The sequence below is a fragment of the Halomonas sp. 3F2F genome, assembly GCF_014897805.1.
Classification (GTDB): Bacteria; Pseudomonadota; Gammaproteobacteria; order Pseudomonadales; family Halomonadaceae; genus Vreelandella.
Map to the genome: position 1 here is coordinate 1 of NZ_JABUZE010000137.1, position 1,933 is coordinate 1,933.

General features: G+C 53.2%; 1 protein-coding gene and 1 pseudogene. Both read right to left on the reverse strand.

The window, feature by feature from the left end:
- Nucleotides 1–64: 64 nt before the first annotated feature.
- Nucleotides 65–1,150 carry a PDDEXK nuclease domain-containing protein gene (locus INT21_RS15125; protein ID WP_193085411.1) on the reverse strand — a complete coding sequence of 362 codons (1,086 nt, stop codon included), beginning with the start codon at nt 1,148–1,150 and terminating at the stop codon, nt 65–67.
- A gap of 396 nt (nt 1,151–1,546) precedes the next feature.
- Nucleotides 1,547–1,933 (reverse strand): annotated as a pseudogene (locus tag INT21_RS15130) (hypothetical protein); the annotation flags it as partial.

Sequence of the window (1,933 nt, forward strand, 5' to 3'; positions counted from 1 at the left end):
AACTCGCCGTAGCGCTGTCAACTTGGCCACGCCCTGTGTGAGCAGGTAAATCGCATGTCATCTACTAACTCGGCCCGTCATTATTCTCTCTCGGCATTTCGGCCTGCTCAATTTGCTGCTGTACCAAGCTACGCTCGCGTTTCAGTTCTCGACGCAACTCTTCTTCGGAGGGCAGATAAGGGAGATACTTGGCGGCAAACATCTGTTCGCTGTCGGTGAGCACCGAGTATTTCACTACAGCCTCGCTCTTCTGGCTGCACAGGATTAGGCCAATAGTGGGGTTGTCGTCATCACCCTTGCGATGTTGGTCGTAAATGCGGATGTAGCTGTCCATCTGGCCGACATCTTGATGAGTGAGCTTGCCCAGCTTGAGGTCCACCAGCAGGAAACACTTAAGCTTGAAGTTGTAGAACACTAGGTCGATATAGAAATCCTGATCGTCAGTGCTGATGCGCTGTTGCCGAGCGACAAAGGCAAAGCCCTTGCCCAATTCCAGCAGGAATGCCTGCAGATTGTCGATCAGGCCGCGTTCAAGGTCAGCTTCCAGGTAGCGCTCGGCAGGTAGGCCGATAAAATCTAAAATATAGGGATCACGTAGGTAATGCCGAGCGCTGTGTTCAGCCAACGGGCGCGTCTGGTTCTCGGCCTCCTGCTGCACCGCTGTTCGATCCTGACTGCTGAGCAGGCGCTCATAATAGAAGTTTCCAATCTGGCGTTCCAATACGCGAACGCTCCACCCATGCTGAATGGCTTCCTGCTGGTACCATGTTCGAGCACTGGGGTTCTCGATGCGCGCCAGATGGTTGTAATGCGACCAGCTCAATTCGGGAGACACTGTCTCTCGATTTGGAAAGGCTTCGTAGAACCGGCGCATATTTCGCAGATTAGTGACATCAAAACCCTTTCCGAATTCCTCTGTTAGCTCCCGCGAAAGGCGTTGTAGTTGCTGCTTGCCATATGCCGCGCGAGTGCTGCCCTGTTGCTCGTTTTCGACAATCAGCCGGCCAATCTGCCAGTAGGTCTTCACCATCGAGCTATTGACCGCGCGCACCACTTGCCGCCTGGCGGCGGTAATCAGTTCCCGGATATCCGCCACCAGCTGGGGGCTGAGGTCTCGAGTCTGTGGCGGCTTGCCGGTATCAGGCACCATAACTTAGCTCCTTTAGATAGTCGTCCATTGACTGATTCAGCTTCGCGATTTCCGCATCACTCTCTTCAGGTTGAACTCTTCTTCGACAGTGTCGATGTAGCGCAGGATGTTGAGATGTCGGATAGAAACAGTATTTATAGGCACCTCCGGCTGTAATGCCTTACACATTAGCTATCTACCTGTAAGCAAACAAGACGTCCTGACGGACGCCGCACCTTCCATCTCCACCCAAGGCAGTCGCTTGGGTAGAGTACTCCGCCCTATTTGATAAATCAGTGCTGCATGTATTGGGTGTCATAAGATTAGCATTGCAGGCAAATCGCTATTTTTTGGTAAAACATCACATTTTCAACATGGCATTACCATACCGAACGCGTTGGTATGGCGATGCCATCGTCATATTTTTAATGTCGCCAAGTGCTCTATAAATCGCTGTGAAAACGCCATGTCGTGTTCCCACTGTGCCTTCGCTGCAGCCGCAGCGGTTGTCGTCGTGGTCGATGCCCCAAACGCCACCGATACCGCCTCATTGTCCACTTCCGCCGTCTCGCCACCAGAGCGTGTGACGTTATCCAACGGTGCTCCCGGTGCGGTATTGCCATACCCGGGTGCAGCAGGCGCCGAAGTCGGTGACACCAAGGTGACAATCGCCTTTTCATCGGGAAGGTCGTCATCAATACGATGCGCATAGCGACGTAAGAGCGACTCATTGAGCACAAACAGGAAACAGTCCGGGTCGTGCAGGCCAAGGCGACGTATGACCCTCCCCAATACTTGGCGAAA